This window comes from Nocardia sp. NPDC051981 (genome assembly GCF_040680715.1).
GTDB lineage: Bacteria > Actinomycetota > Actinomycetes > Mycobacteriales > Mycobacteriaceae > Nocardia.
On sequence record NZ_JBFAXK010000024.1, the window covers coordinates 112,882 to 135,872 of the forward strand.

Genomic DNA, 22,991 nt, shown 5'->3' on the forward strand with positions numbered 1-22,991 from the left:
CCATGAGTACTGTCAGCCTGCTCGACGTCGCCGGATACCTGCCCGAGAACGTCGTCCCCGCGGACTATTTCGCGCAGTACGCGGATCCGGACGAGGTCACCTCGAACATCATGTTCAAGGTCCCCAAGTTCCGCCACCACGTCGCGCCCGGTGAGACGCCCGCCGACATGGCCGAGCGCGCCGTGGCCCCGATCCTCGCCCGGCAGGGCCGGGATGCGTTGCGCGACATCGATGTTCTCATCGTGCACACCCAGCTGCCGGACATCGGCATCGTGGGCAGCGGTGGCGACGTGGCCGCCCGCCTGGGCATCGCGCCGGAGTGGCTGATCGACCTGCACAACGGCGGCTGCGCGTCCTTCGTCTACGGCATGAAACTGGCCCGCCAGATCCTGCTCTCCTCCGACGCCCGCTCCGCCCTGGTGGTGACCATCCAGAATGTCGCGGGCCAGGTCTTCACCCAGGAGCAGGTGCGCGGCAAGGCGCAGGCCGCGATTCCGGGCGACGGCGCGGGCGCGGGACTGCTGGTGAAGTCCGGCGTCTCGCCGATCCTGGATATCGAGACCCGGCACCTGCCGGAGTTCGCCGGGCAGATGACCGTCATCGCCGACCCGCCGCGCCGCTACTGGGAGGCCGGATCCGGCCAGATGCACGTGGGTTTCACCGAATCCAAGATCGCCAAGGTGCTGCAGCGCGGCAACCGGCTGGTGCCCGAGGTGGCGAACGCGGTGTGCGGTCGCATCGGGGTGTCCGCGCAGGAGCTGGATCTGCTGGTCACCAATCAGCCCAACCGCGCCTTTCTGCGCAACTGGCGCGACGCCCTCCAGCTGCCGCCCGAACGGCACCCGGACACCTTCGACGACTGCGGAAACCTGTTCGGCGCGGGCATTCCCGTCACCTTCGACCGGGCGGTCGACGAGGGCCGGGTGCCGGCCGGGTCGCTGGTGATGTTCGCGGGCTTCGCGCACGCGGGTGATTTCGCCGGGGCCGCCGCCGTCCGCTGGGGCGGGCGCTGAGGGACCGGCCGCGATGAGTCCGCTGATCACGGCCGGACATCGGCTGCAGCTCAACGAGATTCCCTACGGACCGCCGCCCTCGGTCCAGCAGGCGCTGAGCGCCGCCCTGGCCTCGGCCAATCGCTATCCGGAATTCCTGCCGCAGCGGCTGCCGCGGCTGATCGCCGCCCGGCTCGGCTGCGACCCCGATCGCATCGTGGTGGGCGCGGGCGCGACCGGCGTGATCATGCACATCGTCCAGGAGTTCGGTTCCGGCGCGGCCGAAGTCGTCATGGCGACGCCCACCTTCGACGGGTTCCCCATCCTGACCAGCATGGCAGGCGGGCGGCCCGTCACGGTGCCGCTCACCGGCGCGGGCCGACAGGACCTGGCGGCGCTGGCCGCCGCGGTGACCGAGCGGACCGGGCTGCTGGTGGTCTGCAGCCCGCACAATCCGACCGGAACCCTGGTGCCGCCAGGGGAATTCGAGGACTTCCTGCACGGGATCCCGGCGGCGGTCACCGTCGTCCTGGACGAGGCCTACGTGGATTTCGTCGCCGAGGCGGACCGCATCGATGTCTTCGCCCTGCTGGACCGGCACCCGAATCTGCTCGTGCTGCGCACCTTTTCGAAGGCCTACGGCCTCGCGGCCCTGCGGGTCGGCTACGCGCTCGGGGCGCCGGAGCTCATCGAGCGCATCGCCCGCTGGCAGCTGCCGTTCGGCATGACCGCGCTGGCCGAGGTGGCGGTGCGGGCCTGCTACGAGGCGGAGGACGAGATCGCGGCCCGGGTGACCGTGCTGGGCGAGCAACGCGCACATCTCACCGCCGGGCTGCGCGAGCTCGGCCTGTGCGTGCCCGACAGCTACGCCAACTTCTCCTACCTCACCCTGTCCGGCGCCGAGGCCGATCGGGTGGCAACCGCATTGGCGGGCGCGGACATCCACGTCAAGACCTATCCCACCGGTATCCGCATCACGGTCGGCGATCGCGCGGCCACCGACGCCGTGCTCGCCACGGTCCGCAGTACAGTGCAGTAATGCACGAACATCCGCCTTCCGCACCCGACGGGCAACGGGCCGGAGCGGACGAGGAGATCGACTACGCACTGCTGTCGCTCAATGCCCAGCTGTGCTTCGCGCTGTACTCCACGTCGCGATCCATGACCGCCGCCTACCGGCCGTTCCTGGACGACATGAACCTGACCTACCCCCAGTACCTGGTGCTGCTGGCGCTGTGGGAACGGCCCGGCATCACCATGAAGGACCTCGGTGAACAGGTGCATCTCGACTACGGCACGCTCTCGCCCCTGGTCCAGCGACTGCAGTCGCGCGGCCTGGTCGAGAGTGTCCGCAGCGCCACCGATGGCCGGGCGGTGGTACTGCACGCCACCGACGCCAGCCGCGACCTCCAGCACGGCGCACAACAGATGATCCGCACCGTGGTGGACCTGGTCGGCGTCCCGATCGAGGACATCGAGACGCTGCGCGATCAGGTCAAGGCCCTGGGTGCTCGCCTCGACGCGGCCGCCGCAGCCGCCCGCGCCCGCTGACCGCCGATCCCCGGACCGCCGACCCCGCCCGGTCACCACGCCGGTGATCGGCGACGGGGACGCGGGCAGTGTTGTCGGTCACGCGAATTTGGCCAGTGCGTCCGCGACGATGGCGTCCAGCCGGGCGTGGTGCGCGCCCTTCCAGTAGGTCTGGCCGCAGTCGACGCACTGGGCGAAGGAGTCGTAGGTCTGGCCCGTGCTGTCGGGCAGGTGGTCGCGGACGGTCTCGCGGTCGGCGGGGCGCAGCGTGCCGTTGCAGGAGGTGCAGCGGGTCCACGGGGCCAGGCGCGGGGCGAAGCGGGACAGCACGTCGTCCAGCTGCTCCGCCGGTTGATGGCTGTAAACGTAAGCGCCGGAATAGATTTCGCGGCGGCGCAGCAGGCCACGATCGCGGGAGAGCAACACCCGGCGCTCGGCCGCGGAGCGCGCCGCCAGCGCGGCGTCGCCGATATCCGGATTCTCGTATGCCGCATCGATCCCCAGCAGGCGCAGCCGCCGGGCCAGGGTGCCCAGGTGGATGTCGAGCAGGAAGCGCAGCGGTTCGGGGCTGGTCTGCGGGCGGGCCACCGCCGCCACCGTGATGTTCTCGCCGCCGCGTGGAATATGACCGGCCGCAACCGGTTCCCCGTTCACCAGCAAGGCGCCCACCTCGGTGAGCGGCACACCCGATGACTCCACCACATGCCCCAGCGTCGAGGTGCCGTCCACCCGGACCGGCGAGCCGTCGCGCTGACCGACGAACACGCGCAGCTCGGGCGCGAACTCGACGGTGATCTCCCCTGCGTTCACCAGCCCAGGATCCCAGAAACCGGGCGCCGGCGAGCAACTCCATTTCGATCCCGGCCGGCCGGTTCGGCGGCGAGGAAAGGGCACGGCGATCGGGAGGCCGGTGGTGGCCAGTGGAGTCTGCAACCACGGTTCTGGTCGTAGCCGATCTCTTGTTGACGCCTTGCCAGCATAGGTGTAACGATGGGAAACAGATACTTAGGTCACTTCCCGAGAGGCTCTGACAATGACGTCAGCATCCGTGACGGCCGACGACCCTGCGGTCGCGCTTGCCCGGCAGTATGCCGAGAAGCTCATGCTGCTCTCGCAGGGCTCGGTCGACAAGAATTTCGATCCGTTCACCGATATCGACTGGGATCACCCCGATTTCGCGGTGAAGACCGACGACAAGCGGTGGATCCTGTCGGTTTCGGGCGACATGTTCGCCCGGCATCCGTGGTACCAGGCGCAGTCCGAGGCGCGCAAGATCGCCATCGGGCTGTGGCGGCAGGCCAATATCGCCAAGGTGGGGCTGCAGTTCGAGACGCTGCTCATCGGCGGCATGGTGCAGCACACCTTCAAACTGCCCAATGGCTCACCGGAGTTCCGGTACTGCACCCACGAGGTCATCGAGGAGTGCAACCACACCCTGATGTTCCAGGAGATGGTGAACCGCATCGGGATCGACGTGCCGGGCATGAATCCGATCCTCAAGCAGCTCACCTATCTGGTGCCGCCGCTCGCCTCGGTCTTCCCGAACCTGTTCTTCATGGCGGTGCTCTCCGGCGAGGAGCCGATCGACCACATCCAGAAGGCGATTCTGCGCGCGGGCGAGGAGATTCATCCGATCATGCGCGGTGTCATGGCGATCCACATCGCCGAGGAAGCCCGGCACATCTCCTTCGCCCATGAGTTCCTGGAACATCATGTGCCGCAGGCGAACCCGATCGACAGGTTCGTGCTGTCGCTGGCCTTCCCGATCGTCCTGTGGATCGGCGGGCGGGCCATCCTCGTCCCGCCGCGCGCGTTCTTCCGGGAATTCGGGATTCCGCGCTCGGTCCGCAAGGACGTCTTCTTCGGGCTGCCCGACTCCAAGCAGGCCTTCGCGGGCTTCTTCGGTGACGTGCGGTCGCTGGCCAAGAAGATCGGGCTGATGAATCCGGTCTCCAAGCAGGTGTGGAAGGCGCTGGGCATCGACGGTGCGACCACCCGCTACCGATCGGAACCGGATCGCCCGGGTCAGATCCGCGCGGCCTGACCGGGGTGACGGGCGTGGACCGGGACTTTGGTCCCCACCCGCCCGCGGCAGTAGACGTTACCGTAAATAACATGTAATACTCGGTGCGTCCGGACGCCGGTGTCCGGGCGCGACGAGAAGCGAGAACCTCAATGACGCGGCATGTCGACGTACTGATCATCGGGGCGGGTCTGTCCGGAATCGGCATGGCCTGCCATTTGACCCGCGAGCAGACCGGGCGCAGCTACCTGATCCTGGAGCGCCGGACCGCCATCGGCGGCACCTGGGACCTGTTCAAGTACCCCGGCATCCGCTCCGACTCGGACATGTACACCTTCGGCTACGGCTTCCGGCCCTGGCACGGCACCAAGGTACTCGCCGACGGACCTCACATCCGTCAGTACATCGAGGACACCGCCGCCGAATACGGCGTCACCGACCACATTCGCTTCGGTCGCAAGGTCACCAAGACCGCCTGGTCCAGCGACGAGGGCGGGTGGACCGTCGAGGTGCTCGACGAGCGCACCGGCAAGACCGAGACCTACACCAGCAACTTCCTGGTCGGCTGCACCGGCTACTACGACTACGACAACGGCTACCGGCCGCAGTTCCCCGGCGAGGAGAACTTCGGCGGGCAGATCGTGCATCCCCAGCACTGGCCCGAGGACCTCGACTACCGCGGTAAGCGCGTGGTCGTGATCGGCAGCGGCGCGACCGCCATCACGCTCATCCCGGCCATGAGCAGCGACGCCGCGCACGTCACCATGCTGCAGCGTTCGCCCACCTACATCGCCGCGCTGCCCGCCGACGATCCGGTCGCGGTCGGCTTCAAGTTCGCGAGAGTGCCTGCCGCCATTGCCTACAAGGCGGGCCGGGCGCGCAATATCGCGCTGCAGCGGGCCAGCTACCAGCTCTCGCGCACCAACCCCAAGCTGTCGGCCAAGCTCATGCTGGCCGCGGTGCGCGCGCAGGTCGGGCCCGATATCGACATGAAGCACTTCACCCCGAGCTACAACCCGTGGGACCAGCGCCTGTGCGTGGTGCCCAACGGCGATCTGTTCCGGGTGCTGCGCAAGGGCGAGGCGTCCATCGTCACCGACACCATCGAGACCTTCACCGAGAAGGGCATCCGCCTGGCCTCGGGCGAGGAGCTCGAGGCCGACATCATCGTCAGCGCAACGGGTCTCACCGTGCAGATGCTCGGCGGCGCGGAGCTGGAGGTGGACGGCGAGGCGCTCGCCACCCGGGATCTGGTGGCCTACAAGGGCGCACTGCTCGGCACCGTCCCGAACATGATGGTGATCCTCGGCTACACCAACGCCTCCTGGACCCTCAAGGCCGATCTGGCCGCCGAGTACTTCTGCCGCCTGCTGAACCACATGCGCGACAACGGATTCACCGAGGTCGTCGCCATCCCCGAGGAGGGCGACCGCTCCGAGGCGTCCCTCATGGGCGGCGCCCTGACCTCGGGCTACATCCAGCGCGGCGACGGCGTCATGCCCCGCCAGGGCACCCGCGGCCCATGGCAGGTCATCAACAACTACTTCCGCGACCGCGCCATGCTCCGCAAGGCCCCGCTGGAGGACGGCGTCCTGCGCTTCCGCCGCAGCACCCGCCAGTCCACCCCGGCCCCCGCCGAATCCCGTTCCGCCTGACCCTTTTCCCGCGCCGCCGGATTCACGATCGAGCCAGTGATCCGGCCGCTGGCCCTTTCGCGCACCCCCGGCCGGATCGCAGGATGGTGGAATGAACACTCCGCCTTCGTTCCCGGCCATGGTGCGCGAGGAGTTCGCGCCCACGACGACCTACCTGAATGCGGCCAGTTACGGCCTGCTGCCGAAATCGGTTGTGGCGGAGGTGATCGCGGCCGAGGAACAGCGCATGCGCGGCGAGTTCGACATCCCCGGCGTGGACGCGCACGTCGACGCGTGCCGGGCCGCGTTCGGACGGCTCACCGGATTCGAGGCGGCCCAGGTGGCGGCCGGCGCGCAGGTCTCGCAACTGGTCGGGCTGGTGGCGCAGAGCCTGCGGCCGGGCGCGAACGTGCTGGTGCCCGAGCACGAATTCAATTCGGTGCTCTGGCCTTTCCTGGTCCGGACCGACGTGAACGTGCGGGTGGCGCCGCTGGCGGACCTGCCGGACGCGATCCGGCCCGGCGACGATGTGGTGGCCGCCGCCCTGGTGCAGTCCGCCGACGGTGCGGTGCTGGATGTGGCGGCGACCGTGGCCGCCGCCCGTGCCCACGGCACGCGGGTGCTCTTCGACGTGAGCCAGGCCGCCGGCTGGCTGCCGGTGCACGATACCGGGGCCGATTGGATCGTGAGTGTCGGCTACAAGTGGCTGCTCGGTCCGAAGGGCACCGCGTTCCTTGCGGGAACGCCTGCGGCACTGGATGACCTGAGCCCCGTCGCCGCCGGCTGGTACGCGGGGTACAACCCCTGGGAGACCGTCTACGACGGCCCGTTGCGGCTGGCGGAGGACGCGCGCCGGTTCGATGTCGGGCCGGTGTGGCCCGCATGGATCGGGCAGCGGCGGAGCCTGGAGCTGATCGAAGCGGTCGGTATCGACGCCATTCACCGGCATGATGTGGCGTTGGCGGACCGGCTGCGCAAGGGACTCGGCCTGCCCGAGGGCAATTCGGCGATCGTGTCGATCGAGGTGCCGGAGCAGACCCTGGAGCGGGTGCGCGAGGCGCGTATCGTCGGCGCCCTGCGGGCCGGCCGCCTGCGGCTGGCCTGCCACTTCTACAACACCGAGGCGGACATCGACCGGGCGCTCGACGTGCTCGCCGGGTAGGCCGGAGGTCAGATCGGCTGGAAGCCGCTGCCGACGCCCTTGCCGGCGTCGACGGCGGCGCGGACGGTGTCGAAGGCTACGGCGATGACCGGTGTGTGGACCGGGTTGTCGGCATTGGTGCAGCTGAAGTGGATGACGCGGGTGTCGCTGATCAAGGGGGCGGAGACCATGCCGACGAGTTGGTCGCCGCTGGTGACGGGGCCGCCGGAGTCGCCGTAGCTGGAGCAGGCCTGTTCGAGGAAGCCCACGGGGCTGGAGGCCAAGACGACTCCGCAGGCGTGGCCACTGGTGCGGCCGTTCTGGCAGACGATGCTCAGCGCCGGTGGTGCAGGGGCGAGGGCGGTGATGGTGCTGCCGTTGACGGCGCGCAGCGGGGTGACCACGGACGGATCGAATTCGATTACGGCATAGTCGAGTTGCCCATCGGCGTCCCGGACCACGCCGACCACTCCGGCATCGGGGAACTGCTCACCGCGCACCGGGGTCCCCGCCTCGGCGCAGTGGCCGGCGGTGAAGCCGACCAGTCGCCCGGCGGCGTCGTAGCCGATGGTGGTCAGGCTGCATTTGGTGGCGCGGCCCAGGACCAGACCGGAGCCGCCGCCGAGCGCGGCTTGCGTGTCACCGGGATCGGCGTGGGCGGCGGGTGTGGCGGACAGCCCCAGCGTCACGCCCACCGCGACCGGTGCGATCCAGCGGTTCACCTGCATGCCTACCACCTATCCGACTCGACGCGTACGGCTTCCGGCTTCGCTACACGGTAGCCTCCGGGGTCAGCGCAGCCAGATCGGACGCTGTGCGGCGAATGGATCGGACTGGACGTGCGGAGCATCGGACCAGATCATGGTCTCGCGCCGGTCGAGAGTGTAGCGGGGCCAGCCGCCACCCGGGTCCGCGTTGCTGACGAACGAGACCCACGCCCGGTGCACGGCATCGGCCAGCGATTGCGGCGGGTTGTCGCCCGCCACCGCGGTCACACCCGGCGCCCCCAGCAGGTCGAAGGCGAACGGCACGTCGAGGCAGTGGAACGACATGCCCTGGTACTTGGGCGCATTCGAGGCCCACGTGAACTCGTAGAGCCAGGTCGGCTGGTTGCGCCCGGCTCGTATCTCGGCCACCTGGTAGGACGGCATGCGAATGACGGCGTCGCTCTGCGCCTGTCCCGCAAGCTGATCCGCGTTCATCCCCGGGTAGGCGAGGCCGAAAGCGGCGGTGGTGGTGGCGCCGAAACCGAGCGCGCCCAGCGCCGCCGGCAGCGTGGCGTCGGTGACCGGCGCCTGTTCGCCGCTGAGCGAGGCGCCGTTGAACTCCTGCGCGGTGAAGCCGATCATGAGCGGAATATCCTGGTCCGCACCGGATTTCAGGACCTCGGCGCTGGTCGCGGGGATCAGCGTGCCGTCCGCCCAGGGGGCCAGGCCGAGCAGGGTGGCGGCGGTGCTGTCCGGACCGGGTGCGCGCAGCCTGTCCTCCATGTCCCGCAACTGCACCTTGCTGACGTCGCGGAGCGCGGCGGCGGTGGCGGGCATGCCGGTGCGCTTGGTGAACAGCTCGGACATGGCCAGCGCGGTAGCGCGATCATTGGGTTGCGTGACCGCGCCGGACTCCGAAATGCCAGCGCGGAACAGGCCTTTCGCGGACGGGGTGTTCATCAGCGCCCACACCGCGCCGCCGCCGGCCGACTGGCCCGCGATGGTCACCCGGGCCGGGTCGCCGCCGAACGCGCCGATATTGTCGCGAACCCAGGTGAGCGCCGCGATCCAGTCCAGGACCCCGCGATTGTCGGGGGCGTCGTCCAGATGCAGGAAGCCCTCGATGCCGAGCCGATAGCCGGCCGACACCAGCACCACGCCGTCGCGATTGAAGGCCGCGCCGTCGTACCACGGGCTGGCGGGGCTGCCCGCCACGAAGCCGCCGCCGTGAATCCACACCAGCACCGGCAGTTTCGCGGTCCGGTCCGGGTTCGGGGTGAAGACGTTCACGGTGAGGATGCCGTCGCCCGGGATGGAGGGCTCCGGGATGGCGGTCACCGCCGACAGCTGCTTGATCTGCGCGGTGGGGCCGTACTTCGTGCAGTCACGGGTCTCCACCCAGGGGACCGGGCTCTTGGGCGCGGCGAAGCGCAGATCGCCGATCGGCGGCTGGGCGAAGGGGATGCCGAGGAAGGCGACGCCGGTGTCACGGCGCTCGCCGCGGACGGGCCCGGAGGTGGTGGCGACGGTGTCGGCCGCGCTCGCCCGGTCCGATCCGGATTTCCCGCTCGAGCAGGCCGCGGTCAGGGCCAGTGCCCCCGCCCCGAGCAGGAGGGTCCGTCGTCCGATCTGTTCCGCGGCCATGCCAACCTCTGATCCATATTTATGTCAACACTTGAAATAATTAACCGACACCCTAGTCTCAACCCCGTGGATCCCACACCCCCGCCCACCGATGCCGCCGCCATCCGCCGCCGCAATCTGGGCCTGGTCCTGCGTCACCTCGCCGACCACGGTCCCTGCCCCCGCACCGAGGTGGCCGCCGCCACCGGACTCGCCCACGGTTCCGTCACCGCCCTCGTCGCCGATCTCACCGACCGCGGCCTGCTCCGCGAGGACGACGTCCTCCGCTCCGGCACCCGCGGCCGCCCCGGCCGGCCGCTCCGCCTCGAACCGTGCCGCGCCGCGGTGGCCGCGATCCAGATCACCTCCGAGCATCTCCGGGTCGCCGTCTCCGATCTCGGGGGCGGCGTCGTGCACCGCGAGGTCGTGCCGCACGACCTGGCCCCCGGAACGCCCGAGGCCATGGCCGACGCCGTCGCCGCCGTCGTCGCCCGCATCGAGACGTCCTTACCCGGATTCGCCGCCGCCGAAACGGATTCGGACCCGCACCCCGCGCCGGTGCTCGCCCGGGTCGTGATCGCCATGGCCGGACCCGTACGCGACGATGCGGCGCAAACCGTCGTGGTAGCACCGGATTTCGGCTGGATGGAACCCGTGCGCCTGCGTGCTCTGGTGACGGCCCGGCTGCCCGCGCCTGCCGTCGCGATCGACGTGGTCAATGACGCGAACGCGGCCGCCCTGGCCGAATTCCATGCCTTGCAGCACGATTCGCGCGGCCTGGTTCTGATCGAGGCCGGCACCGGGATCGGCGGCGGCGTCGTTCTCGACGGCCGCATCCACACCGGTAGCCACGGCATCGCCGGCGAACCCGGGCACATCCCGGTCGCCATGGACGGCCCCGCCTGCGTCTGCGGCGCCCGCGGCTGCCTGGTCTGCTTCGCGGGCCCGGAGGCGGTGTTCGAGGCCGCCGGACTCGGGGAACTGCTGCGTCACAAGGGTTCGCAGGCCGCCCAGGCCGAACTGCTGGCCCTGCTGAGCCGGGCCGACACGCGCGCGGTGGCCGCGCTCGACAACGCCGCCCGGGCCCTCAGTACCGCGATCCTGTCCATCACCGCACTCCTCGACGCCGACGAAGTAGTCCTGGGCGGCCTGCTGAGCGACTGGTTCCGCTGGCTGATCCCGGCCATCGAGTCCCGCCTCGCCGGTCGCCGGGCCCTCGCGCCCGCCCTGGCCCTGCGGGTCACCCCGCCGGCCCTCGGCGAGAACGGGATTCTCACCGGCGCTCTCGGCTTCGCCCGCCGCGCAGTCCTTTCCGACCCCGCAGTGGTGCCGCCGCTACCGGCGGCGGCCCCGGCGGGCGCCTGATCAGGCGGGGGCGGTCCCGAGCATCAGCCCGACCAGCACCACGCTGGTCGCGGCGGCGATCGAGCCAGTCGCCCAGCGGCTGAAATGCCGGTTGCCGGTGCGGATATTGGTGACGGTCAGCGCCCGGAACTCCCCGAACCGGTTCTCGTGGCCGTCCGCGAACGCGGGATCCCCCAGGTGCAGGTCGGTGCCGAACAGCGGCAGGAAAAGCAGAACCCAGTGGGCCCCAGCATCATCGGTGATACCGACCCGTATCCCGAGGTACCGGCGTACCGGCGCGCAGCGCCCGGCCAGCCGGGCCAGCGGCCCGATCCGGGGCCGGGCCGCCAGGTGAACGAGCAGGGCGGTGACGGCCACCCCTCCCGCCGTCACCGCCATCGCCGCCCGCGAAAGCGGGAGCATTCCCTCGCCGACCAGCGCCACCGCGGTGCCCACGAACCACAGGGGCTGCAGCGCAGGCATTTCCATCGGTCGCGGCGGCGAGGTGATCGTGCCGATCAAACTGGACCTCCGATACCCGGCCGTCGGCAGCGGCACCGCCGCGACCTGCCCGAGCGGCCGCCTGCAGCCCCGGCAGGCGGCGGCATCGTGCGCATTGGTCCAGCCGCAGCGCGAACATCGGAGGGTGGAATGGGTGGTCATGGAGATCTCCTCCCCGGGATCTCGAAAGGTGGTGCCGGTCAGCGGATTCGCTGATCAGCTGTGGACCTGGGCAGCCGGGTGCGGCGGCGCCGGTGTGAATTCGGTGCGCAGGTCTCGCTGTGCGGACCGAACCCACAGCAGCACAACGACTTCGCGCAGGGTGAGGTCCAGCTCGCCGGCCAGCAGCTCGGCCACCGCCAGCGCCTGATCGGGATCGTCCGGACTCGGATCGCTCAGGATCTCGTCGAGCACCAGGCCGCGGCAGGCCGCTTCCTGGGTGAGCAATCGATCCGGGAGCCAGGTGAGTATCCAGCTATCGGTGGAAGGTGTTGTGCGAACGGCCATCTCGGGCGTCTTATCGCTGCGGACGGTCCAGGGGGTGAATTCGAGGGCCATGAGGTCGGGAACCTCCTCGAAGAGTGGTTGTAGCACCAACGATACTGGAGTGCTTCGATGGCACATAGCCAGAAGAATTGCTCAAGACAGATACTGAAAATGCAGATCTTGCTTAGAAATAAGCGTATTGGCGTACAAGTATCCTGAATATCGTAGATATCAAGCGGTTTGGGTGCTGACACGCTGTGTGTTGTCGTATTCGAATCGCAGATCTGCCAGCACAGCTGGTATCCGCCATGGTCGTTTCGCCCGTTTAGACTGACCTGTAAAAGAATCGGCAGACTCGTGCTGGATCTGCGATGGCGAAGATGACACGTCGTGCTTAGGATGGGCTTCGCGTGACACGTCTGAGCAATGCGAATCATGATGGGAGACGAGCATGTCTGGCTCGGCCTCGGACGGCGAGCAGATCGGCGCGGCAGTCAAGCGACTCCGCCGGCAACGCAATCTCACCCAGGAGGCGCTGGCCGATCGGGTCGGCTGCTCGCGCAGTCTGATTCAACAGATCGAGAACGGCAGACGCGTTCCACCCCGGCCCCAGCGCGAAAAGCTGAGTGCGGCCCTGGGCGAACGCCTGCCCGGCCTCGACGACGAGACCGAGGCCGAGCGTGTCATCAGCGACCTGCGCATCCGCTTCGAGATCCTCTCGACCGAGAAGCCCGACCTGGCCGCCCGAGTCCTCGCGCTCGCTCAGAGTCTGTCCAACCTCGACGACATGGGTGAGCAACTCGTGCCGCTCCGGGAGATCGCCGAGCGCCAGCTGGTCCGAGCCGAGGAGGTGCTGGTGCAGATTCCCTCGGGCAGTGTCGTTGTGCCGGAATGGAATACGGTCCTGGACTGGCTGACCGTGCTGGATCGCGCGCAGCAGCGGATCTGTGCGATCCACACCGCGGAACTGGGCGCGATCGGCGGCGATGTCGGCGTCGAGTATCACCGGGCGATCCTCGCCAAGGCTCGAGCCGGTGTGTCGGTGCAGCGTGTCTATGTGCTGGACGACGTTGTGAACGTGACGCCCTATGAGGACAAGCTCTGGCAACAGGTCAAGGCGAAGGTGGAAACCACCCTGGTGAACCGGGAGTTCGCTCCCAACGCACAGGGCATGCTCATCGTCGACGACAGTTACGTGCTGGCGGGCGACTACGATTTCCGCCGCCGCGAGCGTGACTCCAGCCGGTTCTCCTCACTCTGGCACGATGTCCAGACCGCCCACCGCAAGTTCAAGCACCTCCGTGATCTCAGGGCGGACGGAATGGCGCTCGTCGTCAACGATCTCGTGGAGCGGACGGGACTGATTCGGTTCGAGCACCTGGACCAGGAGGACTGCCGCGACCGTTTCCGTGCGGCCCTGCGTCAGGCGTGGAACGACGGACAGCCCGGATCTGAAGGCGCGCCCAGATGAGCCGAGGGTTCGCGGTGTCGCCGCCGCTGGACCCGGTCGACGTGGCGGACCGTTCCGACCAGCGCAAGCATCTCGCGCGAAACTACCTCGACAGCGAGAGCCGGTTCGCCGGGACGGACGGCCGGATCTATCGCGGGATCATCGACGCGTATCACGGTGAAACCGGGCTGCCCATGGACCGGAACGCCACGGCGGCCCTGAATTCCGCATGGGCCGAGGTGATGGCCGGTCACGGCGCGACGGGCGGCGGAAATCTCACCGACGGCCGGGACGGGTCGCCCTACGCCAAGAAGCAGCCGGCGGTCCTGCGCCGGCTGGCTGCCGAGCGGCTGTTCGCGCGGATATCGCAAGCGATCGACGGGATGCCGGGAGTCGATATCGATCCCGGCGAGGTGATCGTCAGCCCCTACTCGAGCACCGTCCTGCTGGAGGAGGCGATCGCCACGTTGGCTCGGCCCGGTGGCGTCCTGGTCTGCCCGGAGGGCTACTACAAGAGCGTGGCCGGGCACATCGCCAAGTTCGGCATGCGGATGGCGACCAGCAGTGTGACCACCGGTAGCGACTTCCGGATCGACCCGGTATCGCTCGAGCGGACCCTGAAACACCATGCGGCGCGGGGAGACCTGTGCGGCGTCTTGCTGACCCTGCCCGGCAACCCGGTGGTCGCCGACTACACCGTCGAGCAGCTGGTCGAGATCGGCCGGGTGCTCGTCGCCGCCGATGTGCCGGTGATCTGCGATATGTCGTTCGACCTACTGGTCGAGGGGCACATCCCGATTGCGTCGATCGTCGTCCCGACAGCCGATGGTCCGGTCCGCCTGTATGACCGGGTCCTCAGCATCACCGGTAATTCCAAGGCGTTCAACGCCTTCGGGCCGTGCAAGCTGGGTGCGGCCTGTTCGGGCGACCAGCAGTGGCTGGCCCGGGTACGCGAACGACTTCGTGTGGCCTTCCAGCGTGAGACCACACATCTGGCCCGTGCCACGATCGAGGGCACCTCGGACGGCTACCTGATCCGGAACCGCGTGCTGCTGCGGGAGCGGATGGATTCCGCGCGTCGGCTGGTGGCCGGGATCAATGCCGGATTCGGCACCGAACTGCTGCGGCCGCTGGGCAGCCGGGACGGCATGTTCCTCACGATCGAATTCGATGCCGGGGTGATGGCGGCGGCAGCGGTGCGATCCAGCGCGGACCTGGAGGACCTGCTGCTGATGGCGGCCGGTATCGACTGTGTGGCGCTGGACCGCACCGGGTCGCATCGAATGGGCGTGCGGCTCAATGTGACAACGCCCCGGCGCGCCACCGGCGAGGTGGGTCCGGACCTGGTCGTCGAGTTGTTCGACCGCATCGAGCGGCTGCTCCAGCGGATCGACGCCGGCATGACGTATTCCGGCGCCCTGCTGGAACGACGGATTCCGGCGCGGTCCCCGCGGGTCTCCACCGTCGGCGTGCTGCGCGAAACCGCCGCCCACGAATTGCGTGTCGCCTCCACGCCGGACGATGTGACGGCGCTGGTCCGCAGCGGGCTGAAGGTGGTGGTGGAGCAGGATGCCGGGCGGTGGGCCCGGTTCGACGACGCCGACTATCGGGCCGCCGGCGCCTCGGTGGTGCCGGGACCCGAGTGTGTCTTCGCCGTTGCCGACCTGGTCGCCTGGGTGAAACCGCCTGCCTACGACCTGGATACGATGCCGACCCGGACCGGGCAACTACTACTCGGATTCCAGGATCCGGTGAAACGCCGCCGGTCCATTCACCGGCTGAGCCAATACGGGGTGGAGTCGGTGGGCTTCGAGCACATGCCACCGGATCTCGAGACGGCTCACCTCGATCCGCTGACCGCCATGAGCCGGATCGCCGGTGAGGTGGCCTACCTCGAGGGACGTGAGCGTCTACGCGAGCAGGATCCGGATTGTGCGGTGCGTGCGCTGATCATCGGCTGTGGACAGGCCGGGCTCGCCGCCATCGACGCCGCGGTTCATTGTGGTGACGTGTCACCGGCCGCCATCGGTCGCCGAGTCGAGCAGCGCGCCGCCGCGTCGGCCCGGGGCGCGAATCGCTTTCTCCTCGATCCCGATCCGGAGCGGGTCGCGGACTACATCCGTTCCGTCCGTCCGAATCTGGTGGTGTGCGCGGCCGGACGGCGCGGGACAGCCGCGCCGGTGCTGCTGGACCGGTCGGGCCTGGCGGCGTTGCCGAACGGTGCGGTGGTGGTCGATCTGACGGCCAAGTCGGGTGGCAACTGCGTGGTGACCCGCGTGGACGGCACGGTGACGCTGGCCAACAACGTCATCGTGATCCATCGCTCGAACTTCCCGTCCGCGCGTCCGGATGTCGCGAGTCGTGCGTACGGTGCGGCCGCGGCCACCGCGATCCTGGGGTACAGCGCGGCCCCCGGGTCAGATGGAAGGGATATCGTCCCAGGTCTTTTCGAGGGCGGTGCGGAACAGAGTGCGGCGATCGCCGGTGTCGAGATGAGCGAACTGTGACAGCGGCGTGGATCGGTCAGTCGCCGGTGAACGTCATGCCGGTGAACCGGGTCCAGCACTGCCGGAGATAGAACTCCATGTCGATGGACGGGTCGATGAGCCAGCGCGATTGCAGGCCGTCGGCCAGGGCCATGAACGCGGTGGCCATCACCTCGGCGTCGACGGACTCCGGGATGCCGCCCGCCCGCTGGATGCCGCGGATGAACTCGGCGAAGCCGGCGGTGCCGAGTTCGTAGTGCAGGCGCATGTACTCGTGGGCGGGATGGTTCGGATCGGCGGCGGCCGCCTGCATGTGGGTGAACAGCTCGATGAGGCCGGGTACCTGGGTATTACGGCGAATGAGCTGGATGAGCGCCTCGGGCGTGGGGTCGCCCATGGCGGCCACGTCGATCTCGTCGCGTTTGCGCAGGACCGCGACGAACAGCTCCTCCTTGGAGCCGAAGTAGTGCAGCAGTCCGCTCTGGCTCAGGCCGACCGCCTCGGCCAGCTCGGCCACCGAGGTGGCCAGGAATCCGCGCTCGGCAATGGTGTGCAGCGCGGCCTCCAGGATCTGCTCCCGCCGTTCGATGCCTTTCCCGTAGGGGCCTCGTTTCGCCATCGGTCGAGTTTAAGCGGACTCTGAGAGTTACTTGTCCACCAAAACCGAGCGCTGTACGGTTTTGACCATGCGATTCCGCCGCCGCAACCTCGCTCTGGTCGTCCTGGCCGCCTCCGCCGCCCTCACCGCGAGTGCGGCCCCGGCCTTCGCCCGGCCGGAACCGCCCACACGGATCGCGCCGCTCGGCCCGGACTTCCTGTGGGGCGTGGCGGCCTCGGGCTTCCAGTCCGAAGGGCATGCGCCGGACAGCAATTGGTCCCGCTACGCCGCCTCCGGGAAAACCGATGATCCGTACGGGGATTCGATCGACTTCGCCGACCGCTACGAGTCCGATATCGAGCTGGCCAGACAGCTGGGCGTGAAGGTGTACCGGATCGGCATCGAATGGGCGCGGGTTCAGCCCCGGCCGGGCGTGTGGGACGAGGACGGACTTCGCTTCTACGACAGGGTGATCGGGGCCATCGAGGCGGCGGGCATGCGGCCCATGCTGACCCTCGACCACTGGGTGTACCCGGGCTGGGAGGCGGATCGGGGCGGCTGGAATCAGCCGGGGATGGTCGACGACTGGCTGGCCAACGCGCGCACCATCGTGGACCGCTACGCGGCGGGCGATCCGCTCTGGGTCACGTTCAACGAGCCGGCCATGTACATGATCAACGAGGTCCGGATGGGCTCGCTGCCGGTGACCGCGGTGCCGATCATGCAGGACCGGATCGCGCAGGCGCACAACGCCATCTACGACTACATCCACCAGGTGCAGCCGGACGCGCTGGTCACCAGCAATGTCGCCTACCTCCCGTCGGCAGAGGACGCGGTGAACGGCCCGCTCATCGGCAAGATCGCCGCCAGGCTGGACTACATCGGAATCGACTACTACTACGGCCTGTCCCCGGATGCTCTGCGTTCGGCCAACATCAGCCAGCTCTGGCACAACCCGCTGCAGGCCGACGGCATCTACTATGCGCTGGAACACTATTCGCACGCCTTCCCGGGTAAGCCGCTCTACATCGTCGAGAACGGCATGCCCACGGAGAACGGCAAGCCGCGCGACGACGGGTACACCCGGGCGGACGACCTGCGCGACACCGTCTACTGGGTGCAGCGCGCCAAGGCCGACGGCATGAACGTGATCGGCTACAACTACTGGAGCCTCACCGACAACTACGAATGGGGTTCCTACACACCGCGATTCGGCCTCTACACGGTGGACGTCCGGACCGACCCCACCCTCACCCGCCGCCCCACCGACGCGGTCCCGGCCTACACCGAGATCACCCACGCGGGCGGCGTCCCCGTCGACTACCGCCCGACCCGCGAGCCCAAGACCTGCTCGCTGGTCGACGCCCCCGCCAGCTGCACCGATCCGGTGACGCTGCCCCGCTGACCACCCGGCGGCTCGCCGGATCGGCCGTGCGACACCGTGTCAGGTGCTTCCCCCTGACCAGCCCGACCCGCGCATCGGGCGTCGACCCATCGGTCCGATCCGGCGATGCACCACATGCCGCCCGCTGACCCGGACATCGGTGTCAGCGGGCGGCGTTCGGGTTCAGCGCAGTGCGGGGACGACCTCGCGCTCGAAGAGCTCCAGGCCGGAGGTGTCGTAGGCGGTCTCCGGGAAGTAGTGGATGGAGTAGCCCAGCCCGAGATCCTTGACGCGCGAGAGCCGTTCGACGACCTGCTCGGGGGTGCCGACGGCGGGGGAGTCACGGAACAGATCCTTCACGTGCTGGACCGCGCCCTCGGCTCCGACGAAGGGGGTCAGGCGGGCCTCCAGCTGGGACAGGCGGTCCTGTACCTCGGCCTCGGTCGCGCCGACCAGGGTATTGAAGTTGGAGCTCCGGGTGATGGCGTCGAATTCCGTTCCGACCGCGGCACAGTGGGCGCGCAGCAGGTCCGACTTCTGGGTGAAGGTCTCCGGATCGCCCGCGAAATTGGTGTACTGCGCGTACTTCGCCGCGATGCGGAGCGTCACCTTCTCTCCGCCGCCCGCGATCCAGATCGGAATTCCGCCCTCCTGCAGCGGAAGCGGGCGCACGATCGCGCCGTCGACCTGGTAGTGCTTGCCGTCGAGAGTGGCCTTGCCGGTGGTCCACGCCTGCTTGAAGATCTGCACGCCCTCGTCCAGGCGGCCCAAGCGCACACCGGCGGAGGGGAATCCGTAACCGTAGGCGCGCCATTCGTGCTCGTACCAGCCGCCGCCGATGCCCATTTCCACCCGGCCGCCCGAGATGAGATCCACGGTGGCGGCGACTTTGGCCAGGTAGGCGGGGTCCCGGTAGCTCATGGCGGTGCACATCTGGCCCAGCCGGATACGCGTGGTGCTGGCCGCCAGCGCGGACATGAGCGACCACGCCTCGTGGGTGGCCTCCTCGGTGGGAACCGGCACGGTGTGGAAGTGGTCGTACACCCACAGTGACTCCCAGACGTCCCCCGAATCCGCGCGCTGCGCCAGGTCCCGCATCACTCCCCACTGTGCGGCGGGATCGATGCCGACCAGGTCGAGCCGCCAGCCCTGCGGGATGAAGATGCCGAAACGCACTAGATGTCTCCTCTGTTCGAATCCGGTGTTGTCACCTCGGCCGGGCCGAGCACCTTGCGCAATGCCGTTGCGACGGTCTCGAGTTCGGCCGGATCCAGTCTGCCCCCGAAGCGCTGCTCGATGCCGGTCAGATAGTGCGGCGCGGCCTCACGGAAGCGGCGGCGGCCCGCATCGGTAATGCTCACGAACGCCGAGCGGCCGTCGTCCGGATTGGATTCACGCCGAACCAAACCGTGCGACTCCATCTCGGTCACCAGGCGGCTGACCCGGGTGCGGCTCAGCACCACCCGCTCACCCAGGTCGCTCATTCGGAGCCGGTGTGGCCCATCGAGTTCCAGCAGCACGTCGTACCAGCTCAGCGGTAGTCCGGTGGCACGGCGCAGGGCGGCGTCGAGCTCGGGCACGAGTTTCGCGTGGACCTGCAGCAGGGCGGCCCAGGCGTGGACGGCCGGATGGGATCGGGAGGCGGACACCGGCCCATCATAACCAGTTGCGTGCGCGCGCACGTAAGTAGTAGCGTGCACACGCACATAATTTTTCGGAAAGGAACTCCCATGACCGCACTCATCACACGCGACGAACTCGTGCAGGAGATCGAGGCCGGTTCGGTCATCGTGCTCGACGCCCTCGGCGGCGAGTACTATGCCAAGGCCCACCTCCCCGGCGCGCTCGCGCTGGTCGAGGCCGAGGTGGAAAGCCGCGCGCCGCACCTGCTTCCGGATCGCGACGCGGCCATCGTCACCTATTGCTCCAACGCCGCCTGCCCCAACAGTCAGAACGTGGCCACCCGGCTGGAGCGGCTGGGCTACACCAATGTCCGCAAGTACCGCGACGGCATTCAGGATTGGACCGAGGCGGGCCTGCCCGTCGAAAGCTGATCGCGCGCACCGGAACTCGGCCGCCCCCGTCGCGATGCGCGGCGGGGGAGCGGCAGATTGTCCCAGACGCGCTACGATGCCCCGGTTAGTTCGATCTCCGACGGAGGGGGCTCACCGGTGAGCATGATCCAACTGACCACACCCGACGGCGCCATCGACGCCTATGTCGCCACTCCGGCCGGACCCGGGCCCTGGCCCGGTGTCGTGGTGCTGCACGACATGGTGGGTGTCAACGACGACATGCGGACCATCGCCGGCCGCCTGTCCGGCAACGGGTATCTCGCCATCGTCCCGAATCTTTTCGCGCGCGGCCGGGTTCGGTGCGTGCCGAGCGTGATCCGGGAACTGCTGTCCAATGGGAACGGCACCACCGTCCTCGACATCCTCAGCGCTCGCGCCCATCTCATCGCCGACCCGAACTGCACCGGCCGGGTGGCCGTGGTCGGATTCTGTCTGGGCGGCGGGTTCGCGCTCTTGGCCGCCACCAAGGGTTTCGACGCCGCGGCGCCGTTCTATCCCTCCGGCCGCGGCAACTACGAGGACATCCTCCGCGGTTCCTGCCCCATCGTCGCCAGCTACGGCGCCCTCGACCCCGCCAATCCGGGCCGCGGCCCGAAACTCGAACGCGTACTGACCGACTACGGCATCGACCACGACGTGAAGACCTACCCCGGCGTCACCCACGCCTTCGCCAACCTCACCCCCGCCGAACCGGTCATACGGGTCGCGGGCCTGGGCTACAACGAGGAAGCCGCCGAGGACGCCTGGCGGCGCATCTTCGCCTTCTTCGAGACCCACCTGCGCTGAGCCGGGTCCGGCTCCGACTGCTCAGTCCCTGACGGTGATCGAGAGGCGCGGACGGGTGGGGTTGCCGGGGGAGACGCGTTCCCAGACGGCGTCGAGCATGGGGGCCAGCAGGAGTTCGCCGAATTGGCGGATCAGGACGGCGACTATCTGGGCGGATTCGGGCTTGTCGGTGGAGGCCAGGCCGGCCCCCCGCAGACCGGCGACCTCGCTGCGGGTCAGGTCCACGAGCGCGTCCAGGAGGTGGACGCGGGTTTCCGAGGGTTCCAGCAGCGAGCGGCGGATGTAGTTCACGACGGCCGGGTTGTCGTGCAGCATCCGGCGGACCGCTTCGTCGCGGGCCGACGCGACTTCGGCGTGCGTGCCGGTGGGGGGAATCGAGGCGACGGTCTGGGCGAAGTAGTCGACGACCAGCTTGTCGACGGCGTCGCGTAGGCCGTCCTTGGTCTTGAAATGGTGCTGGACGAGCCCGAGGGTGACGCCGGCCTCGGCGGCCACCGCGCGCAGCGAGACCCGGGAGTCGCCGTACTGGGCGAACAGGTCCATGGCGGCATTGCGGATACGGGCCTTGGCGGTCAGGTCGTCATTGGTGGCTCGTGGATTCAGCATCGCCCCTCGGCTCGTCGATTGCGTGCGCCGATTTTACGTCGAGCCGTAGTGGTTCCTGGTCAGGCGCTGAGCTGGCGGTATCATTGACCGACTTACAATACAACTGTATCGTTCGCTGCATGGAGGAACCAACGATGCGGCCTCTGACCGGGATCGAGGTCGTCTCACTGGGGTGAACCTGCCCCGGCCGCTGGCCGCCGCACGGCTGGCCGAACTGGGCGCGAGCGTCGTCGAGGTGGAACCGCCCACCGGCGATCCGCTCGAAGCCATCGCCGCTCGGGAGGACCTGCCGCTCAACGGCATCCGACGCAACAACGGAGAGTGACACCGATGTCCGTACTGTTCCCCGACTACCGCCCCACCTGGGAGACGGACCAGCACCGCGAGCTGCGCAAGCATGCGGCGGAGTTCTTCCGCAAGGAGTCCGCGCCCAACCGCGAGCGCTGGACCAAGCAGCACATGGTCGATCGCGAGTTCTGGAACAAGGCCGGTGACGCCGGTCTGCTCGGGCTGGACCTGCCCGAGGAATTCGGCGGCGCGGGCGGCGATTTCGGCCTGCAGGCCGTGGTCCAGGAGGAGCTGGTCTACGCGCACGACAATGGCTTCGGCTTCTCGGTGCACTCGCCGATCGTGTCGCACTACGTCTACCACTACGGCAACGAGGAGCAGCGCCGGAAGTGGCTGCCGGGCATCATCAGCGGTGAGCTGGTGCTGGCCATCGCCATGACCGAGCCGGGCACGGGCTCGGACCTGCAGTCGGTGCGCACCACCGCCATCCGCGAGGGCGACCACTACGTCATCAACGGCTCGAAGACGTTCATCTCCAATGGAACTCACTGCGATCTGCTGGTGATCGTGGCCAAGACAGACCCGTCCCAGGGTGCGGCCGGCGTCTCGCTCATCGTGGCCGAGACCAAGGATCTGCCGGGCTTCGAGCGTGGCCGGGTGCTGGAGAAGATGGGCCAGCACGCCCAGGACACCCGCGAGCTGTTCTTCTCCGACATGCGCGTCCCGGTCGCCAATCTGCTCGGCGCGCAGGAGGGTCTGGGCTTCTATCAGCTGATGGAGCAGCTGGCCCGCGAGCGCCTGATCATCGCCAGCCTGTGCTCGGCCCTGGCCGAGGCGGCGGTGCTGGAGGCGCTGCGCTATTCCAAGGAGCGCGAGGCGTTCGGCCGCCCGATCGGCAAGTTCCAGCACAACGCCTTCACCCTGGCCGAGGTCAAGACCGAGGCGCTGGCCATCAAGACGCTGGTGGACTATGCGATTCAGCAGTACATCGACGGCAAGAACGATCCGTCGACCGCGTCCATGGCCAAGCTGTTCGCCGCCGAGACCGCCGACAAGGTGGTCGACAAGTGCCTGCAGCTGTTCGGCGGCTATGGCTACATGATGGAGTACCCGATCGCGAACATGTACACGGGTTCGCGCGTGAACCGCATCTACGGCGGCACCAGCGAGATCATGAAGGAAATCATCTCCCGCTCACTGTGACGCGGAGGTGATACGACAGTGGCGGCGGCCCGAATTCGGGCCCGTCGACCAGCCTGATTTCGACATCCAGGGCGGGTTGCCCACACGAGAGCAGGCGCTCGCCGTGGTGATCCTCGTGGCGTAGGACAGTCAGG

The 22,991-nt window shown here is 68.6% G+C and carries 22 protein-coding genes and 1 pseudogene; 14 read left to right on the forward strand and 9 right to left on the reverse strand.

What is annotated here, in order from left to right:
• Positions 1-2: 2 nt before the first annotated feature.
• Genes AB0L60_RS32565 through AB0L60_RS32575 form a run of 3 tightly spaced genes read left to right on the forward strand, consistent with a single transcriptional unit; the run spans position 3 to position 2,543 of the window.
• Positions 3-1,013 carry a 3-oxoacyl-[acyl-carrier-protein] synthase III C-terminal domain-containing protein gene (locus AB0L60_RS32565; RefSeq protein ID WP_364621874.1) on the forward strand — a complete coding sequence of 337 codons (1,011 nt, stop codon included), beginning with the start codon at positions 3-5 and terminating at the stop codon, positions 1,011-1,013.
• A gap of 13 nt (positions 1,014-1,026) precedes the next feature.
• Positions 1,027-2,031 carry an aminotransferase class I/II-fold pyridoxal phosphate-dependent enzyme gene (locus tag AB0L60_RS32570; RefSeq protein ID WP_364621877.1) on the forward strand — a complete coding sequence of 335 codons (1,005 nt, stop codon included), beginning with the start codon at positions 1,027-1,029 and terminating at the stop codon, positions 2,029-2,031.
• Positions 2,031-2,543, forward strand: a complete 513-nt coding sequence (locus AB0L60_RS32575) for a MarR family transcriptional regulator (RefSeq protein ID WP_354841464.1) — start codon at positions 2,031-2,033, stop codon at positions 2,541-2,543. The genes AB0L60_RS32570 and AB0L60_RS32575 overlap by 1 nt, the downstream gene beginning before the upstream one ends.
• A gap of 78 nt (positions 2,544-2,621) precedes the next feature.
• Here AB0L60_RS32575 and AB0L60_RS32580 read toward each other — a convergent pair whose 3' ends face one another.
• Entirely contained in the window at positions 2,622-3,332 is a 711-nt protein-coding gene (locus tag AB0L60_RS32580; protein ID WP_364621881.1) for a Mut7-C RNAse domain-containing protein, read from the reverse strand.
• Positions 3,333-3,555: 223 nt separating this feature from the next.
• Here AB0L60_RS32580 and AB0L60_RS32585 point away from each other — a divergent pair, with 223 nt between their 5' ends.
• From AB0L60_RS32585 to AB0L60_RS32595, 3 genes are all read left to right on the forward strand, one after another.
• A complete protein-coding gene (locus AB0L60_RS32585; protein ID WP_364621884.1) occupies positions 3,556-4,566 on the forward strand; it encodes a diiron oxygenase in 1,011 nt (336 codons plus the stop codon).
• Between the two features lie 131 nt (positions 4,567-4,697).
• Positions 4,698-6,200, forward strand: coding sequence for an NAD(P)/FAD-dependent oxidoreductase (locus tag AB0L60_RS32590; protein ID WP_364621887.1), 1,503 nt, complete (start codon positions 4,698-4,700; stop codon positions 6,198-6,200).
• Between the two features lie 91 nt (positions 6,201-6,291).
• Entirely contained in the window at positions 6,292-7,341 is a 1,050-nt protein-coding gene (locus AB0L60_RS32595; protein ID WP_364621890.1) for an aminotransferase class V-fold PLP-dependent enzyme, read from the forward strand.
• An 8-nt stretch (positions 7,342-7,349) separates the two neighbouring features.
• On the opposite strand, the gene AB0L60_RS32600 is transcribed toward AB0L60_RS32595, so the two are convergent.
• A complete protein-coding gene (locus tag AB0L60_RS32600) occupies positions 7,350-8,048 on the reverse strand; it encodes a hypothetical protein (RefSeq protein ID WP_364621893.1) in 699 nt (232 codons plus the stop codon).
• 63 nt (positions 8,049-8,111) lie between these two features.
• Positions 8,112-9,671, reverse strand: a complete 1,560-nt coding sequence (locus tag AB0L60_RS32605; protein ID WP_364621895.1) for a carboxylesterase family protein — start codon at positions 9,669-9,671, stop codon at positions 8,112-8,114.
• A gap of 66 nt (positions 9,672-9,737) precedes the next feature.
• Between AB0L60_RS32605 and AB0L60_RS32610 the strand changes: the two genes are divergently transcribed.
• Positions 9,738-11,015 carry an ROK family transcriptional regulator gene (locus tag AB0L60_RS32610; RefSeq protein WP_364621898.1) on the forward strand — a complete coding sequence of 426 codons (1,278 nt, stop codon included), beginning with the start codon at positions 9,738-9,740 and terminating at the stop codon, positions 11,013-11,015.
• Here the strand turns inward: AB0L60_RS32610 and AB0L60_RS32615 are convergent, their stop codons facing one another.
• Together AB0L60_RS32615 and AB0L60_RS32620 are read right to left on the reverse strand one after the other, a co-directional pair.
• A complete protein-coding gene (locus AB0L60_RS32615; protein WP_364621901.1) occupies positions 11,016-11,657 on the reverse strand; it encodes a hypothetical protein in 642 nt (213 codons plus the stop codon). It lies immediately after the preceding gene.
• 54 nt (positions 11,658-11,711) lie between these two features.
• Positions 11,712-12,089: a hypothetical protein gene (locus AB0L60_RS32620; RefSeq protein WP_364621904.1), complete on the reverse strand. Its 378-nt coding sequence runs from the start codon at positions 12,087-12,089 to the stop codon at positions 11,712-11,714.
• Positions 12,090-12,432: 343 nt separating this feature from the next.
• On the opposite strand from AB0L60_RS32620, the gene AB0L60_RS32625 reads away from it, so the two are divergent.
• Positions 12,433-13,452: a helix-turn-helix domain-containing protein gene (locus tag AB0L60_RS32625; protein ID WP_364621907.1), complete on the forward strand. Its 1,020-nt coding sequence runs from the start codon at positions 12,433-12,435 to the stop codon at positions 13,450-13,452.
• On the forward strand, positions 13,449-15,938 hold the full coding sequence (locus AB0L60_RS32630) for an aminotransferase class I/II-fold pyridoxal phosphate-dependent enzyme (RefSeq protein WP_364621910.1): 2,490 nt from the start codon (positions 13,449-13,451) through the stop codon (positions 15,936-15,938). The genes AB0L60_RS32625 and AB0L60_RS32630 overlap by 4 nt, the downstream gene beginning before the upstream one ends.
• A 16-nt stretch (positions 15,939-15,954) precedes the next feature.
• Here AB0L60_RS32630 and AB0L60_RS32635 read toward each other — a convergent pair whose 3' ends face one another.
• Positions 15,955-16,536, reverse strand: coding sequence for a TetR/AcrR family transcriptional regulator (locus tag AB0L60_RS32635; RefSeq protein ID WP_364621913.1), 582 nt, complete (start codon positions 16,534-16,536; stop codon positions 15,955-15,957).
• 67 nt (positions 16,537-16,603) lie between these two features.
• Between AB0L60_RS32635 and AB0L60_RS32640 the strand changes: the two genes are divergently transcribed.
• Complete coding sequence (locus AB0L60_RS32640; protein ID WP_364621916.1) at positions 16,604-17,920, forward strand: family 1 glycosylhydrolase; 1,317 nt, start codon at positions 16,604-16,606, stop codon at positions 17,918-17,920.
• 162 nt (positions 17,921-18,082) lie between these two features.
• Here AB0L60_RS32640 and AB0L60_RS32645 read toward each other — a convergent pair whose 3' ends face one another.
• A complete protein-coding gene (locus AB0L60_RS32645; protein WP_364621918.1) occupies positions 18,083-19,075 on the reverse strand; it encodes an LLM class F420-dependent oxidoreductase in 993 nt (330 codons plus the stop codon).
• Complete coding sequence (locus AB0L60_RS32650) at positions 19,075-19,548, reverse strand: MarR family transcriptional regulator (RefSeq protein WP_364621920.1); 474 nt, start codon at positions 19,546-19,548, stop codon at positions 19,075-19,077. Before AB0L60_RS32650 ends, AB0L60_RS32645 begins: the two co-directional genes overlap by 1 nt.
• 81 nt (positions 19,549-19,629) lie before the next feature.
• Between AB0L60_RS32650 and AB0L60_RS32655 the strand changes: the two genes are divergently transcribed.
• Positions 19,630-19,953 (forward strand): rhodanese-like domain-containing protein, encoded by a 324-nt coding sequence (locus tag AB0L60_RS32655; RefSeq protein WP_364621923.1) that lies wholly within the window; start codon positions 19,630-19,632, stop codon positions 19,951-19,953.
• A gap of 117 nt (positions 19,954-20,070) precedes the next feature.
• Positions 20,071-20,760, forward strand: a complete 690-nt coding sequence (locus tag AB0L60_RS32660) for a dienelactone hydrolase family protein (protein WP_364621926.1) — start codon at positions 20,071-20,073, stop codon at positions 20,758-20,760.
• Between the two features lie 21 nt (positions 20,761-20,781).
• On the opposite strand, the gene AB0L60_RS32665 is transcribed toward AB0L60_RS32660, so the two are convergent.
• The gene (locus AB0L60_RS32665; RefSeq protein ID WP_364621928.1) at positions 20,782-21,366 is read right to left on the reverse strand and encodes a helix-turn-helix domain-containing protein; all 585 of its coding nucleotides are present in this window, start codon (positions 21,364-21,366) and stop codon (positions 20,782-20,784) included.
• A 134-nt stretch (positions 21,367-21,500) separates the two neighbouring features.
• On the opposite strand from AB0L60_RS32665, the pseudogene AB0L60_RS32670 reads away from it, so the two are divergent.
• Together AB0L60_RS32670 and AB0L60_RS32675 are read left to right on the forward strand one after the other, a co-directional pair.
• Positions 21,501-21,628: pseudogene (locus AB0L60_RS32670) on the forward strand (CoA transferase); the annotation flags it as partial.
• A 68-nt stretch (positions 21,629-21,696) separates the two neighbouring features.
• Positions 21,697-22,857, forward strand: a complete 1,161-nt coding sequence (locus AB0L60_RS32675; RefSeq protein WP_354841522.1) for an acyl-CoA dehydrogenase family protein — start codon at positions 21,697-21,699, stop codon at positions 22,855-22,857.
• The last annotated feature ends 134 nt before the right edge of the window (positions 22,858-22,991 follow it).